This is a genomic window from Saccharopolyspora indica, from assembly GCF_027853965.1.
In the GTDB taxonomy this organism is placed as follows: Bacteria; Actinomycetota; Actinomycetes; order Mycobacteriales; family Pseudonocardiaceae; genus Saccharopolyspora; species Saccharopolyspora indica.
Window position 1 is genome coordinate 60,751 of the sequence record NZ_JAQGLB010000004.1, and the last position, 14,180, is coordinate 74,930.

The 14,180-nt window shown below is 69.3% G+C and carries 10 protein-coding genes, 2 tRNA genes and 1 pseudogene; 2 read left to right on the top strand and 11 right to left on the bottom strand.

The window, feature by feature from the left end; translation table 11 throughout:
- Positions 1 to 16 precede the first annotated feature (16 nt).
- Together OU416_RS10905 and OU416_RS10910 are read left to right on the top strand one after the other, a co-directional pair.
- On the top strand, positions 17 to 226 hold the full coding sequence (locus tag OU416_RS10905; RefSeq protein ID WP_093150665.1) for a helix-turn-helix domain-containing protein: 210 nt from the start codon (positions 17 to 19) through the stop codon (positions 224 to 226).
- Positions 223 to 777, top strand: coding sequence for a Clp protease N-terminal domain-containing protein (locus OU416_RS10910; protein WP_270926774.1), 555 nt, complete (start codon positions 223 to 225; stop codon positions 775 to 777). Before OU416_RS10905 ends, OU416_RS10910 begins: the two co-directional genes overlap by 4 nt.
- Here OU416_RS10910 and OU416_RS10915 read toward each other — a convergent pair whose 3' ends face one another.
- From OU416_RS10915 to dnaN, 11 genes and pseudogenes are all read right to left on the bottom strand, one after another.
- Positions 778 to 2,028 carry an MFS transporter gene (locus tag OU416_RS10915; RefSeq protein ID WP_270926775.1) on the bottom strand — a complete coding sequence of 417 codons (1,251 nt, stop codon included), beginning with the start codon at positions 2,026 to 2,028 and terminating at the stop codon, positions 778 to 780. It abuts the gene before it with no gap.
- 382 nt (positions 2,029 to 2,410) lie between these two features.
- Positions 2,411 to 2,483, bottom strand: a tRNA-Ala gene (locus tag OU416_RS10920).
- 108 nt (positions 2,484 to 2,591) lie between these two features.
- Positions 2,592 to 2,699: pseudogene (locus OU416_RS10925) on the bottom strand (DLW-39 family protein); the annotation flags it as partial.
- A gap of 62 nt (positions 2,700 to 2,761) precedes the next feature.
- A tRNA-Ile gene (locus OU416_RS10930) sits at positions 2,762 to 2,835 on the bottom strand.
- A gap of 116 nt (positions 2,836 to 2,951) precedes the next feature.
- Positions 2,952 to 3,725 carry a DUF3566 domain-containing protein gene (locus OU416_RS10935; RefSeq protein ID WP_270926776.1) on the bottom strand — a complete coding sequence of 258 codons (774 nt, stop codon included), beginning with the start codon at positions 3,723 to 3,725 and terminating at the stop codon, positions 2,952 to 2,954.
- Positions 3,726 to 3,776: 51 nt separating this feature from the next.
- The gene (gyrA, locus tag OU416_RS10940; RefSeq protein ID WP_270926777.1) at positions 3,777 to 6,272 is read right to left on the bottom strand and encodes a DNA gyrase subunit A; all 2,496 of its coding nucleotides are present in this window, start codon (positions 6,270 to 6,272) and stop codon (positions 3,777 to 3,779) included.
- Between the two features lie 107 nt (positions 6,273 to 6,379).
- A complete protein-coding gene (gene gyrB, locus OU416_RS10945; RefSeq protein ID WP_270926778.1) occupies positions 6,380 to 8,353 on the bottom strand; it encodes a DNA topoisomerase (ATP-hydrolyzing) subunit B in 1,974 nt (657 codons plus the stop codon).
- 338 nt (positions 8,354 to 8,691) lie between these two features.
- Entirely contained in the window at positions 8,692 to 9,240 is a 549-nt protein-coding gene (locus OU416_RS10950) for a DciA family protein (protein WP_270927171.1), read from the bottom strand.
- Positions 9,241 to 9,331: 91 nt separating this feature from the next.
- Positions 9,332 to 10,507, bottom strand: a complete 1,176-nt coding sequence (gene recF / locus OU416_RS10955; protein ID WP_270926779.1) for a DNA replication/repair protein RecF — start codon at positions 10,505 to 10,507, stop codon at positions 9,332 to 9,334.
- A gap of 195 nt (positions 10,508 to 10,702) precedes the next feature.
- Positions 10,703 to 11,590, bottom strand: coding sequence for a phosphogluconate dehydrogenase (NAD(+)-dependent, decarboxylating) (gene gnd, locus OU416_RS10960; RefSeq protein ID WP_270926780.1), 888 nt, complete (start codon positions 11,588 to 11,590; stop codon positions 10,703 to 10,705).
- Between the two features lie 180 nt (positions 11,591 to 11,770).
- Entirely contained in the window at positions 11,771 to 12,895 is a 1,125-nt protein-coding gene (dnaN, locus tag OU416_RS10965; RefSeq protein ID WP_270926781.1) for a DNA polymerase III subunit beta, read from the bottom strand.
- Positions 12,896 to 14,180: the final 1,285 nt, after the last annotated feature.

The following is a 14,180-nucleotide window of genomic DNA, read 5'->3' on the forward strand; positions in this document are numbered from 1 at the left end:
AACGTAGGTTGACGTCATGGCAGGAGCTACGGAACTCGCCGCCGCGGCGAGCGATCGCGATCCCCGAGTGGGCCTGCGCGCCGTGGCGGCGCTGCGGAAGCTGCTCGAACAGCTCGAATCGGTGCAGGTCCGCAACGCGCGCAACCACGGGTGGTCGTGGCAGGAGGTCGCAGCGGAACTGGGCGTGTCCAGGCAGGCCGTGCACAAGAAACACGGGAGGTCATGACCATGTTCGAGAGGTTCACCGCAGCCGCCCGCCAGGCGGTGGTCGGCGCGACGGAGCAGGCGCAGCGGCAGGTGCACCCGGAGATCACCGACGAGCACCTGCTGCTCGCGCTCGTGCACATGCCGACGACCCGCGCCGGCCAGTTGCTCGCCGAGCACGGCGTCGACGAGGACGGCGTGGTCGCGGCCTACGCGAAGGCGCGCAGGTTCGGCGGTCTGAGCGATTCCGACGCCGAGGCCCTGCGCGAGCTGGGCATCGACGTGGGCGAGGTCGTCGCGCACGTCGAACGCTCCCTCGGCCCCGACGCCATGGCCGAACCGAACCGCCGCCGGCGGCGGCGCTTCTTCAAAGCGCACCGGCCGTTCAGCACCAGTGCCAAGTCCACGATCGAAGGCGCGCTGCGCGAAGCGGTCGAACTGCGGCACCGCGAGATCCGCGACGAGCACATCCTGCTCGCGCTCCTCAGCGGCCGAGGTGTCGCCGCCGACTTCCTGGCCGGGCACGACCTGACCCACCGGACCGTCCGCCAGGCACTCCGCAACGCGGCCTGATCACTGCTCGACCCGCTCGGCCGCGCGCTCCGAGGACTGCGCCACCTCGGGGCGCCGGACCAGCGCGGCACCGACGGCGCCCAGCGCGCCGACCACGGCGAACGCGTAGAAGCCCCACGGGTAAGCGATGCCGGCCGTGAGCAGCGCGCCGCCGAGCAGCGGGCCGCAGATCGCGCCGATGCGCCCGATCCCGGCCGACCAGCCGAGCCCGGTCGCCCGGTTCGCGGCCGGGTAGACGCGACCGATGTAGGCGTACACCAGCACCTGCGAGCTGAACACGAAGCAACCGGCGACCAGGACGGCGACGTACACGCCGATCCCGGGCAGCTTGATGCTCAACGCCGCCAGGAAGACGGCCGAAGCCGCGAACCAGCCGATGGTGGACGGCCGAGGCCCGATCCGGTCGGCCACCGCACCGGCGATCAGCAACCCGATCACCGCGCCGATGTTCAGCGTCAGCAACAACCCCAGCGCCGCGTCGAGCGGATAACCCGCCGACTTCATGATCTGCGGCAACCAGGTGTTCAACCCGTAGACCAGCAGCAACCCCATGAACGACGTGACCCAGAAGGCGATGGTCGCGCGGGCGAACCCACCGCGGAACAGCGAAGCGACGGCATCGGCCCCACCGCGGGGACCGCGCTCGGCCTTGACGCGCTGGAACGACTCCGACTCGGGCAGGTACCGGAGCATGAGCGGCACCAGCACCAGCGCCGGAGCAGCTCCGATCACGAACATCGCGCGCCAACCCAGGTTCGGCAGCACGGCGATCCCCAGCAACGCCGTCAGCACGGCCCCGACGTGGTACCCGGTCATGATCGTGGTGGTGGCGCTACCGCTCTTGCCCGCACGAGCGTGCTCGGTGACCAGGGCGATCGCGGTGGGAAGGCAACCTCCGAGCCCGAGCCCGGCGAGGAACCGAAGCAACCCGAACACGAAGACCGAAGGCGCAACCGCGCACAACGCGGTGAGCAGCGAAAAGCTGGTGACCGCGAAGATCAGCGCCTTCCGCCGCCCGATGACATCGGTGATCGTCCCGATGGCCAGCGCCCCGATTGTCATCCCGACCAGGCCGGCGGTGGACGCGATGGAAGCGCTGGCGGCGGTCAGCCCCCACTGCTTCGTCTCGAGCAGCACCGGAAGCACGCTGCCGAGCACGACGAGGTCGAACCCGTCCAGCAGCACAGCGGTCCAGCAGAGCGGCAAGACCCAACCGCTCCGCCCGACAGAACCCGTCCCGGACCCGGACATAGCCCAACCTCCCTGCCCCACTGCAGAAAACCCAGTGCAGGGATGCTCCCCGTCCAACCCCCAAGACACCGAACCAAACTTCCACCCAGCAAAAACCCCCACCAAAAACCCCAGAAACCCCCACAAGCACCAACGAAGAAACCGAATAAGAAGCCGAAACGGACACTGGAGAAGGTGCCAACAAAGCCACCGATGCCTCGGAGCCAGGGGCTGGTCGGTGAGCAGACCGGGAACGCCACCCCACGCAAGGAGCCCACGAGAGGCAACCCCCGCACCGTGGGGGGCTTGGGGGGTTCGACCCCCCAAAATAATGACGTAGAGATAAAGCGAAAAAGCCCCCGCACAAGCGGGGGCTTTGAGCACACTTCACCGAATCTCTACGTGGAGACGAGGGGAATCGAACCCCTAACCCCCGCCTTGCAAAGGCGGTGCTCTGCCAATTGAGCTACGTCCCCTGGCCGTCGCCGCACGAGATCGGTGGATCGTCGGTGGCGACGAGAACAGCCCGGCGCGGCGAAACCGGACCGGGCTGGTTCAGGTGTCTCGCCGGGCGATCAGGCCTCGGCGGTCGCCTCGCGCCAGAGGTCGGCCTCGGCCTTGGCGGCGCGGTTGCGCCGGACCACGAACAGCACGACTCCAGCAACTGCGGCGAGTGCGAGCAGCTTCTTCACTTCCGGTCGCCTCCTTGCACGCGGCGCGCGGCCCGTGACGTTCGGGTTGAAAGGGTTACCAGTGGGCCTAGAAGGACTTGAACCTTCGACCTCTTCGTTATCAGCGAAGCGCTCTAACCGCCTGAGCTATAGGCCCTTGTTGTGATTCAAAGACTACAGGACGCCTTCCGGCCCTTCGAACGGGGGGTCGTCTTGCGCCCGGAGCGACGTGGCGATCCCGGCCCGGTGGACCGGAATCGCCACGTCAGCGGCTCATTCCCGCTCGGACAGGGTGATCTCGACGCCGCCGGCGAAGTCGGCCGCCACGTTGTAGATGAACGCGGCCACCGTCGCCAGCGCGGTCACCAGCACGATGTTGATCGCGCCGATGATCGAGGCGACGCCGAACACCCGGGCGGCGCTGATCAGCGGCTCGGCCGCCGCGTCGTCCGGCTGGGTCAGCTCGCTGAAGGTGCCGTTGAGCTGATCCCACACGCCCATGCCGTCGAGCACGCCGTAGAGCACCGCGACCGCGATCATCCAGACGAAGAACAGCGCCACGCTGAGCACCAGCGCGAGCTTCAGCACCGACCACGGGTCCACCCGCTTGACCTGCAGGCTGGCCCGCCGCGGTCCGCGGCTGGGTCGGCGCGCCGACGGCGTCGACGCGCGCGGCCCCGCGGCCCCGGTACCGGCCCCGGTGAACGAGACCTGGGTCCGGGCCGACGGCGGCACCTTGGTGCGCACCGTCTCCTGGTCCGCGGTCTGCTTGGGGATGGTCTGCGTGTCGTCGACGTCCGGCACCTGGGCGACCACCGGAGGGGCCTCGGGGGCCTCCCCGCCGGTCGCCGACGCCGACGCGCGCTGCCACGGCGGCGGCGTTTCCGTGCCGTTCAGCTCCTCACCGCTGGGGCTGTCGGCCTCAGCGGCCACCGGGGCGGTCTCGGTTTCCGCCTCGACGGTGCTGTCGACGGTCTGCGTGCTGGCCGAAGCCTGGTCCGCGTCCTTGTGCGGGCCCGAGGACTCCGGCTTCTCGGAAGATGTCACGAGCGATCCTTCGGTGATCGTCGGCGGTGTGCGGCGTGGTCTCCCACAGTGTTACTTCTGCTGCTCCGGCCCCGCAGCGTCCGGGTCGGCGGCCTCATCGGCGTTGCGCGCGATGGCCACCAGCGCGGAACCCTCGTCGAGGTTCATCAGACGAACCCCCTTCGTCTGCCTGCCGGCCTTGCGGACCTCCTTGGCGGTGGTCCGGATGACCCCTCCGCTGGAGGTGATCGCGTAGAGCTCGTCGTCGAGCTCGACGATGAGCGCCCCCACAAGCCTGCCACGCTTGTTGTCGTACTGGAGAGTCAGCACTCCCTTTCCGCCGCGACCCTGCACCGGGTAGTCGTCGATCGGGGTGCGCTTGGCGTAGCCGCCGTCGGTGGCGACCAGCACGTACCGGTCCTCCCGCACGACGCCCATGGCCAGCAGCTCGTCACCGTCGTTGAAGCGCATGCCCAGCACGCCGGAGGTGGCGCGGCCCATCGGGCGCAGCGCCTCGTCGGTGGCGTGGAACCGGATCGACTGACCCTCGGCGGACACCAGCAGCAGGTCGTCGTCGGCGGAGCAGAGCACCGCACCGACCAGCTCGTCGTCCTCCTTGAGGTTGACGCCGATGAGACCACCCGATCGGTTGGAATCGAAATCGGTCAACCGGGACTTCTTGACCAGGCCCTTCTTGGTGGCGAGCACCAGGTACGGGGCGGCGGTGTAGTCCTTGATCTGCATGACCTGGGCGATCTGCTCGTCCGGCTGGAAGGCCAGCAGGTTCGCCACGTGCTGGCCGCGCGCGGTGCGGTTGGCCTCCGGCAGCTCGTAGGCCTTCGCCCGGTAGACCCGGCCCTTGTTGGTGAAGAACAGGATCCAGTCGTGGGTCGAGCAGACGAAGAAGTGCGACACGATGTCGTCCTGCTTCAGCTGCGCGCCCTGCACGCCCTTGCCGCCGCGCTTCTGCGCCCGGTACAGGTCGGTGCGGGTCCGCTTGGCGTAGCCGGTGCGGGTGATGGTGACGACCACGTCCTCCTCGGCGATGAGGTCCTCCATGGAGACCTCGCCCTCGAAGGGGATGATCTGCGTGCGGCGGTCCTCGCCGTACTTGTCGACGATCTCCATCAGCTCGTCGCGGATGATCTGCCGCTGCCGCTCCGGCTTGGCGAGGATGTCCTTGAGGTCCTCGATCTCGCGCTCGATCTCGGCCAGCTGGTCGACGATCTTCTGCCGCTCCAGGGCGGCGAGGCGGCGCAGCTGCATCTCCAGGATCGCGTTGGCCTGGACCTCGTCGACCGTGAGCAGGTCGATCAGGCCCTGGCGCGCGTCGTCGACCGTGGGCGAGCGCCGGATCAGGGCGATGACCTCGTCCAGCATGTCCAGCGCCTTGACCAGACCGCGCAGGATGTGGGCGCGTTCCTCGGCCTTCTTCAGCCGGAACCTGGTGCGCCGGACGATGACCTCGATCTGGTGCTTGACGTAGTACCGGATCACCTGGTCCAGCCGCAGCGTGCGCGGCACGCCGTCGACCAGCGCCAGCATGTTGACGCCGAAGGTCGTCTGCAGCTGGGTGTGCTTGTAGAGGTTGTTCAGCACCACCTTCGGGATCGCGTCGCGCTTGAGCGTGACGACGATCCGCATGCCGCGCCGGCTGTTGGATTCGTCGGCGATGTCGGAGATGCCGGTGAGCTTGCCCTCCCGGTGCATCGAGGCGATGTTCTCGATGAGGTTGTCCGGGTTGACCTGGTAGGGCAGCTCGGTGACGACCAGCGTGGTGCGCCCCTTGCTGTCCTCCTCGATGGTGACGACGGCCCGCATCTTGATGGAGCCGCGGCCGGTGCGGTAGGCGTCCGCGATCGCGTTGGTGCCCAGGATCTGCGCGTGGGTCGGGAAGTCCGGGCCCTTGATGCGCGCCATCAGCGCTTCGAGCAGCTGCTCGTCGTCGCACTCCGGGTTCTCCAGCGCCCAGACGACGCCGTCGGCGACCTCGCGCAGGTTGTGCGGCGGGATGTTGGTCGCCATCCCGACCGCGATGCCGCCACCGCCGTTGACCAGCAGGTTCGGGAACCGGGCCGGCAGCACGTCGGGTTCCTGGGTGCGGCCGTCGTAGTTGTCGGAGAAGTCGACGGTGTCCTCTTCGATGTCGGCGAGCATGTGCATCGCCAACGGGGCCAGCCGCGACTCGGTGTACCGCATGGCCGCGGCCGGGTCGTTGCCGGGCGAACCGAAGTTGCCCTGGCCGTCGATCAGCTTGTGCCGCATCGACCACGGCTGGGCGAGCCGGACCAGGGTGTCGTAGATCGCCGAGTCGCCGTGCGGGTGGTAGTTGCCCATCACGTCGCCGACGACGCGGGAGCACTTCACGTAGCCGCGGTCCGGGCGGAAGCCGGAGTCGTACATCGCGTACAGCACGCGCCGGTGCACCGGCTTGAGCCCGTCGCGCACGTCCGGCAGGGCGCGCGCGACGATGACGCTCATCGCGTAGTTGATGTAGGAGTTCTGCATCTCCTGCTGGATGTCGACCGGCTCGATCCGGCCGTGTTCCGGCGGCAGGACTTCAGTCACGACTTGAGATTCCTTTCGGGAGGTCGGAGGCCGCAGCCCGGGCGGATCGGGCGGTCATCGCCGCGAACCGGGTGTCCGACCGGGTCGGGTGAGTTCCGGCGAGCGGGTCACACGTCGAGGAAGCCGGCGTCCTTGGCGTTGCGGGTGATGAAGGAGCGCCGGGCTTCGACGTCCTCGCCCATCAGCACGCTGAACAGCTCGTCGGCGGTGGCCGCGTCGTCCAGCGAGACCTGCAGCAGCAGCCGGGTCTCCGGGTTCATCGTGGTGTCCCACAGCTCGTCGGCGTTCATCTCGCCGAGACCCTTGTAGCGCTGGATGCCGTCGTCCTTCGGCAGCTTGCGGCCGGCGGCGGCGCCCGCCTCCAGCAGCGCGTCGCGCTCGCGGTCGCTGTAGGCGTACTCCGGCTCCGAGCGCGGCCACTTGATCTTGTACAGCGGTGGCTGCGCGAGGAACACGTGGCCGTTCTCGATCAGCGGGCGCATGAAGCGGAACAGCAGGGTGAGCAGCAGGGTGCGGATGTGCTGGCCGTCGACGTCGGCGTCGGCCATCAGCACGATCTTGTGGTACCGCAGCTTGGCCAGGTCGAACTCGTCGTGGATGCCGGTGCCCAGCGCGGTGATGATCGCCTGGACCTCGTTGTTCTTGAGGACCTTGTCGATCCGCGACTTCTCCACGTTGATGATCTTGCCGCGCAGCGGCAGGATCGCCTGGAAGCGGGACTCGCGGCCCTCCTTGGCCGAGCCGCCCGCGGAGTCGCCCTCCACGATGTAGAGCTCGCACTCCTCCGGGTTGTTGGACTGGCAGTCCTTCAGCTTGCCCGGCAGGCCGCCGATGTCCATCGCGCTCTTGCGGCGCACCAGCTCCTTGGCCTTGCGCGCGGCCATCCGCGCCTGCGCCGAGGAGACCGCCTTGTTGACGATCACCTTGGCCTCGGCCGGGTTGCGCTCGAACCAGTCGGTCAGCCACTCGAAGGCGGTGGTCTGCACGAACGACTTGACCTCGGTGTTGCCCAGCTTGGTCTTGGTCTGGCCCTCGAACTGCGGCTCGCGGACCTTCACCGAGACGATCGCGGCCAGGCCCTCGCGGACGTCGTCACCGGTGAGGTTGCCGTCCTTGTCCTTGATCAGCTTCTTGTCCCGCGCGTAGCTGTTGACCACGCGGGTCAGCGCGGAGCGGAAGCCCTCCTCGTGGGTGCCGCCCTCGTGCGTGTTGATGGTGTTCGCGAAGGTGTAGACCGACTGGTTGTAGCCGGAGTTCCACTGCATCGCGATCTCCAGCTCCTGCCCGGAGCCGGACGCGTTGAAGGAGACCACCTTCTTGTGGATGGGCTCCTTGGTGGCGTTGATGTGCCGGACGAAGTCCTCCAGACCGCCCGGGTAGTGGAAGGTCCGCTCCTTCGCGCGGGCGGTGGTGCCGCTCGCGTCGACGCCGGCCTCGTCCTCCTCCGCGACCCGCTCGTCGCGCAGGATGATGGTCAGGCCCTTGTTCAGGAACGCCATCTCCTGCAGCCGGCGCGCGATCGTCTCGGCGTTGTACCGGGTGGTCTCGAAGATCGACGGGTCGGCCCAGAAGGTGATGCTGGTGCCGGTCTTGTCGGTGGTCTCACCGCGCTCGACCTCGGCGACCGGCTTGGAGCCCTCGTAGCGCTGCCGCCACACGTGGCCGCCGGTGTGGATCTCGGCCTCCAGCGCCGTGGACAGCGCGTTGACCACCGACACACCGACGCCGTGCAGACCACCGGAGACCGCGTAAGCGTCGCTGTCGAACTTGCCGCCCGCGTGCAGCACGGTCAGCACGACTTCGAGGGTCGGCTTCTTCTCCACCGGGTGGATGTCGACCGGGATGCCGCGGCCGTCGTCGATCACGCGCACGCCGCCGTCGGGCAGCAGGGTCACCTCGACGGTCGTCGCGTACCCGGCCATCGCCTCGTCGACCGAGTTGTCCACGACCTCCTGCACCAGGTGGTGCAGACCGCGCTCACCGGTCGAGCCGATGTACATGCCCGGACGCTTGCGGACGGCCTCAAGGCCCTCAAGAACGGTGATGGATGAAGCGTTGTAATCGCTCTTCTTCGGTGCCACGGGCCTCGATTTCTCCTTGAGCCGACTGTGCTGGCAGGGTGATCGGTCGATGCCGGTTCGAACGCGACGGCGTCGGAGCACCGCTGACCACTCGGGGCGACTCTCGTCTGCTGGCGCCGCGACCGGCCATGACCCGGTGCCGCGCACCACGCCGGTGCGCTTCGCTGGCGGGCGCCTCGGCCACACCCGGTTTGATTCTACTGGTCGACCCGGACAGAAGTGGGGCAAGGACACCCCTGACTTGCTCACAGAGCGGAGAACTCGAATCAATCCACCATCCGAGAGCCGCGAGAGTCGGCCAGCGGGTCTCGGCGCCGATCCGCCGCCCGCTCGCGGGCTCAGCCGTAGGTGTCGCGCGGGCCGCGACCGGGAACGTGCCGCGGGCCGTGCCGCCAGCTCGGCGCGGCCGGCCCCTGCACCTTGATGCGGCGGACCACGTCGCGGCCGACGCCATCGCTGATCCGCTTGAGGATCTGCCGTTGCAGCAGGCGCAGCTGGGTGGCCCACGCGGTGGACTGGGCCTGGACGGTGAGCTCGCCGTCCTTGAGCGCGACCGGCTTGGTGTGCTCGGCGACGTCGGCGCCGACCAGCGCGGGCCACTTCGCGAACACCTGACCGCCGGAGAGGTGCTCGGTCCAGCCCCGCTCGGAGGCGATGCGGGCCGCCAGCCTGCCCAGCGGCTGCGGATCCCGATCGTCCGGCCCCGGCCCCGACCAGCCACGACGGCGTCGCGGCCGGATCTTGCCGCCCTTCTTCTTGGCGTCCCGGCGGCGAGCCGCCGACTGCTCGCGGGCGGCCTGCAGAGCGGCGCGGGCCAGGTCGGGGCCGCTCAACTCGGCGCCATCGCCCCCGGCCACCGGCCCGGTCGGTGGCGTCGAGTTATCCACACCATCCACAGAGTTATCCCCAGCTGTGGGTGAATCCGTGGGCCGAGTGGCCTCTTCGATCACGCTGGGTGAAGCTTTCGGCCGCGCGCGGTCACTGGACACGTCGCACCTCGCCTTCGCGGACGTCGAATCGCGCACCGGTGAGCTCGGGCGGCACGTCCTCGGCCACCGCCGCGGTCACCAGCACCTGCTCGGCCCCGGCGACCAGTTCGGCCAGCCGGGCCCGCCTGCGCCGGTCCAGTTCGGCGAAGACGTCGTCCAGGATCAACACCGGTTCCGCGCCATCCTCGGTGAGCAGGTGGTAAGAAGCCAGCCGCAACGCCAGGACGAACGACCACGATTCGCCGTGGCTGGCGTAGCCCTTGGCGGGCAGGTCGCCGAGCAGCAGCTCCAGGTCGTCGCGGTGCGGTCCGACCAGCGAGACGCCGCGCTCGATCTCCTGCGGCCGGACCCGCGCCAGCTCGGCGAGCAGCGCCGCCTCCAGCTCGTCGACGTCGGCCGCCTCGCCCATCGGCTCGCCGCAGCCCTCGGGCAGCGACTCGCCGAGGCTGCTGCGGTAGCGCACGTGGGCGACCCGACCGGATGGCGCGCTGGCTTCGTCGGTCGCGGCGACGTTGGCGTAAGAGCTGGTCACGTGAGGTGCGATGGCGGCGACGAGGTCGAGCCGACCGGCCAGCAGCTCCGCGCCGAAGCGCGCCAGGTGCCCGTCCCAGACCTCCAGGGTCCGCAGATCCGCCTTGCCGCCGCCGCGCCGCGCCGCGCCGGCGGACTTCAGCAGCGCGCTCCGCTGCTTGAGCACCCGCTCGTAGTCGGAGCGCACGCCCGCGTACCTCGGTGCGCGGGCGACGAGCAGCTCGTCGAGGAAGCGGCGGCGTTCGCCCGGGTCGCCGCGCACGATCGCCAGGTCCTCCGGCGCGAACAGCACGGTGCGCAGGATGCCCAGCACGTCGCGGGGCTTGGCGGCCGCGCCGCGGTTGATCCGCGCGCGGTTGGCCTTGCCCGGCGTGATCTCCAGTTCGACCAGCAGCTCGCGACCGCTGTTGACCACTGCGGCCCGCACCACCGCGCGCGCCGTGCCGTCGCGGACCAGCGGTACATCGGAGGCGACGCGGTGCGAACCGAGGGTGGCGACGTATCCGACGGCTTCGACCAGGTTCGTCTTGCCCTGCCCGTTCGACCCGACGAGCACGGTGATCCCCGGCTCCAGCGCGAGGTCGGCGTGCGGCCAGGACCGGAAGTCGGTCACCTGCAAATGACGGACGTACACGACGATCCAACTTAGTGGTCGGCCGATCCGATCCGAGAGCGCTTCGCATTCCTCGGGCGGAACGGGGTGGAGCGAGCAGAGCTCGACCAGGCGAGCGGCCGCGAACCGCTCGCCGGCAATCAGCGATTTGTCGACAAATCGCTGTGACGACGTCCTGGTGCCGGGTCGGCACAGCGACCCGGCACCAGGATCAGATCACTTCTCGGACTTGGTGATGGCGTGGCCGCCGAACTGGTTGCGCAGCGCGGCGACGGCCTTCATGGCCGGCGAGTCCTCCTGGCGGGAGGCGAAGCGGGCGAACAGCGCCGCGGTCATCACCGGGGTCGGCACCGCGTTGTTGATCGACTCCTCCACCGTCCAGCGGCCCTCGCCGGAGTCGTTGACGTACCCGCGCAGCTCGGACAGCTCCGGGTCCTCGTCCAGCGCCCGGACCAGCAGGTCCAGCAGCCAGGAGCGGACCACGGTGCCGCGGCTCCACGCCTTGATCGTCTCGGGCACGTTGGTGACCACGCCCGAGGCCGACAGCAGCTCGAAGCCCTCGGCGTAGGCCTGCATCAGGCCGTACTCGATGCCGTTGTGCACCATCTTCGCGTAGTGCCCGGCACCGACGGGCCCGGCGTGCGCGAAGCCCTCCTCGCGCGGGCCCTCCGGGCGCAGCGCGTCGAAGATCGGCATGGCGCGCTCGACGTCCGCGGCGTCGCCACCGGCCATCAGGCCGTAGCCGTTCTTCGCACCCCACACGCCGCCGGAGACGCCGACGTCGAGGTACTTGATGCCGCTCTCGGCGAGCAGCGCGGCGTTGGCCTGGTCGTCGGTGAACTTCGAGTTGCCGCCCTCGATCACCAGATCGCCGGCGGACAGCAGCCCGGCCAGCTCCTCGACCGTCTGCCGGGTCGGGTCGCCGTGCGGCACCATGATCCACACGATCCGCGGGCCGGCCAGCTTCTGCACCAGCTCCGCGATCGAGGCGACGTCGCTGACGTCCGGATTGCGGTCGTAACCGACGACGTCGTGACCAGCGGCGCGCAGCCGCTCACGCATGTTGAAACCCATTCGGCCGAGACCGACAAGTCCGAGTTGCACCGGATCTCCTCTGCGAGCTGTGTTTCCACTGGTTGGTCGGCGCGAGAGGTGGGACCGCACCAGCTGAATCGATCTGACCGGAGCCTAGCCGCCCGCGGCGCGGACCCCGGCCGGACCGGGCACCGGATGTGACCCACCCTGCTCCGGTTCTGCCGCTGCACGCGCCGCGGCGGCTGCAGATCAGCCCGGCAGGCGGACCGGCATCAGCAGGTACAGGTAGCCCTCGACCACCGCGCCCTCGTCGTCGATCGGCTTGATCAGCGCCGGGCGGTTGGACGTCGTGAACTGCAGCTGGGCGCGCTCGCTCTTCATCGCGCCGAGGCCGTCGAGCAGGTACGTCGGGTTGAACGCGATGGTCAGCGGCTCACCGGAGAGCTCCACCGCGAGCTCCTCCTCCGCGCTGCCCTCGTCGTCGCCGCCCGCGGTCAGCCGCAGCACCCGGTCGGAGAACTCCAGGCGCACCTGGGTGCCGCGCTCGGCGACCAGCGACACGCGCTTGATCGCCTCGATCAGCGGGCCGACGCTGATGTTGGCCGTCACCGCGCTCTCCGCGGGCAGCAGCTGGCGGTACTTCGGGAACTCCGCGTCCAGCAGGCGCGTGGTGTTGCGCCGGGAGGTGCCGGACAGGCCGAGCAGCCCGTCGCCGGAGGCCAGCGAGATCTCCACCTTGCTCGCCCCGGCGCCGAGGGTCTTCGCCGAGTCGGCGAGCGTCTTGGCCGGGACCAGCACCGAGGTGTCGCCGATCGTGGTGCCCGGCTCCCAGGTGATCTCGCGCATCGCCAGCCGGAACCGGTCGGTGGCGACCATGGTCAGCTTGTCGGCGTTGATCTCCATCCGGATGCCGGTGAGCATCGGCAGCGTGTCGTCCTTGCCCGCCGCGACCGCGACCTGGCCGACGGCCTCGCCGAACAGGTCGGTGGGCACCGAACCGACGTGCTCCGGCATCGCGGGCAGCTCCGGGTAGTCCTCCACCGGCATGGTCGGCAGGCTGAACTTGGAGCTGCCGCAGGTGATGGTCACGCGCGTGCCGTCGACGGTGAGCTCCACCGGACGTGCGGGCAGCGCCTTGGTGATGTCGGCCAGCAGCCGCCCGGAGACCAGCGTCTTGCCGCTGGCGTCGATCGAGGCGTCGATGGTGACCTGTGCGGAGACCTCGTAGTCGAAGCCGGAGATGGTCAGCGCCTCTCCGGAACTCGCATCGAGCAGCACCCCGCCCAGCACCGGAACCGGCGGCCGCGACGGAAGGCTGCGCGCGACCCAAGCGACGGCGTCGGCGAGACCGTCACGTTCCACGCGGATCTTCATGGGTGTCCTTTCGGTTTCAGCCGTGAGCGGGCTGCCGAGAACTGTGTCCGAGCTCCAGAGCTCATTGGCGCGTCGTGGTGCTCCGGCCCCGTGCGGGGGTGGAGCGATCCCCGCACGGTCGCCCCTAGGTACCGACCGGCCCGAGCAGCAGGACTGCGGCGCGAAGTTCGTCGGGGCTGCCTCCGCGGGAGTTCCACCGTAGAGCGTGCGCCGCGATCTCCGCATCCGGGTCCGGGCAGTTCGTCAGCCCGTCCAGGCCCGCCGAGCCGAGTTGTCCACTTATCCACCGCCCCTTACTTCTGTTCTCTTTTTTCTTCTAGAAGAACAAAAGACCGCAGTAGTAGTAAGGGCTGTGAGTTGTGGGGACAACCGGCGTTTGGGCTGGTCGTGCGGCGTGGCCGGATGTGGATGAACACGGGATGTAACCGTGGACTACGACAACCGGGTGGTGGACAACTTCGGCCCTCCTCCGAACAGTCCACAACCATCCCCAGTTGTCCACAGTTCCATCCACAGTTCGACCCCCCGGTTGTACCCAACCCCTGTGGTTTCCGGCGGTTCCACCGGTCAGGTTGTGGGCAAACCTGTGAGCTCCCTGTGGTCAACCGCCGTCCGGGTTGTGGGCAGACCGCCACAACCTGTGCACAGCCTGTGGATGAATTGGGGAAAACTCCAGGTCAGCCCTGGGGATGCAGAAACTGTGGACAGCTCGGCCCCTGGCGGACTTTTCTGCTGCCGGGGTGAGGCGAAGGCCACCCGGCCGCCCAGAAAAGTTCGTCGCCCCAAGGCCTCCGGCGTGCGCGGAACGCGCTCGTGCGACCTCGGAACGTGGCCGTCCACGCTTGAGGAGACGCCTGAACCCCCTCGTTCGGTTGGCATCGAAGCCTCCGGAGCTGTCGCCGGAGGCAGAACTTTTCTGTCAGAGGGGGTGTCCCGGGGCAGATGGCCCCAGCAGAAAGATGTGCGCGCCCGCGTTCCAGCGCTCGGTGCGGCCGCAGCAGCGCGCCCGCGACGCGACCGGCCTACCTCCGGGCCGCGCGCATCCGCGCACGAGCTTTCTGCTGGAGGGGGTGCGCCGCGCGAGGGCGGTCGGACAGAAAGGATCCGCGATGCGTCCCGGGCGTCAGCACACCGGCCGGACGGGCAACGTCCGGCAGCGGCCGACCGTCATCCGGGGACGCCGAACGTCCGCACGTCCAACGGCGGCTGCCGGGACGTGCGGAGTGAGGTGAACGATCTGCTCGTGCCGTTGCGCGGCCAGCGCGGGCCGCACCGGCGGGGAGAT

What these genes read in the sequence shown, in the direction of transcription:
- OU416_RS10905 (WP_093150665.1), top strand. Translation starts at nt 17, where the DNA reads ATGGCAGGAGCTACGGAACTCGCCGCCGCGGCGAGCGATCGCGATCCC.
- OU416_RS10910 (WP_270926774.1), top strand. Translation starts at nt 223, where the DNA reads ATGACCATGTTCGAGAGGTTCACCGCAGCCGCCCGCCAGGCGGTGGTC.
- OU416_RS10915 (WP_270926775.1), bottom strand. Translation starts at nt 2,028, where the DNA reads ATGTCCGGGTCCGGGACGGGTTCTGTCGGGCGGAGCGGTTGGGTCTTG.
- dnaN (WP_270926781.1), bottom strand. Translation starts at nt 12,895, where the DNA reads ATGAAGATCCGCGTGGAACGTGACGGTCTCGCCGACGCCGTCGCTTGG.